The 630-nt window shown below is 40.8% G+C and carries 1 protein-coding gene; it reads left to right on the top strand.

Going from position 1 to position 630, the window contains the following annotated elements; all coding sequences use genetic code 11:
- Window positions 1-115: 115 nt before the first annotated feature.
- The coding region (locus tag KH400_RS20825) for a transposase family protein (RefSeq protein ID WP_312889312.1) at window positions 116-630 on the top strand (515 nt) is incomplete at its 3' end.

Genomic DNA, 630 nt, shown 5'->3' with positions numbered 1-630 from the left:
GGCTCTATAATATTTGTTGGGGTTTCGTGAAAATTTGGGCATAAAAAAACACGTAACTCTTACTGTCCTATATACTTGAATTTGGCCAAAACAAGACATAGACAGTAGGAGAAACGTGCATATGAATTTTAACATGAATATTCCTGGATTAGAAGGGGTTATTATTACAAAGTCAGAGGTGGTGGAGGATACATGGCAGCTCTCTATAGAACTCCCAAAAGTTGTCCATCGCTGCCCGTCATGTGGGGAAAAGACAAAGCGTGTTCATGACTATCGAATACAGAAAATCCAACACTTAAAAATCTTTGAGAGACAAACTCTTTTGTTTTATCGAAGAAGACGTTATGTCTGTGAATGTGGGAAACGCTTTTCAGAAAAGGCAACGTTTATTGAGCGGTACCAACGCCAGACCGTTGAGTGGAATCAAGCCGTAAGTATTCGAGTCGTGAAAGGAAAGACATTTCGTGAGACGGGAGAGATCTTTCAAACCTCCTCAACTACAATCATGCGTCGCTTCGATACCTTAGCCGGACCTCAGTTGAAAGAAGTTAAAGCTCTTCCGCCTGTCATTGCGATTGATGAATATAAAGGTGATACAAATGAAGGGAAATACCAGGTGATTATCGCTGA

Source organism: Desertibacillus haloalkaliphilus, from assembly GCF_019039105.1.
Lineage (GTDB): Bacteria > Bacillota > Bacilli > Bacillales > KJ1-10-99 > Desertibacillus > Desertibacillus haloalkaliphilus.
This window is presented reverse-complemented; position numbering and strand designations above follow the sequence as displayed.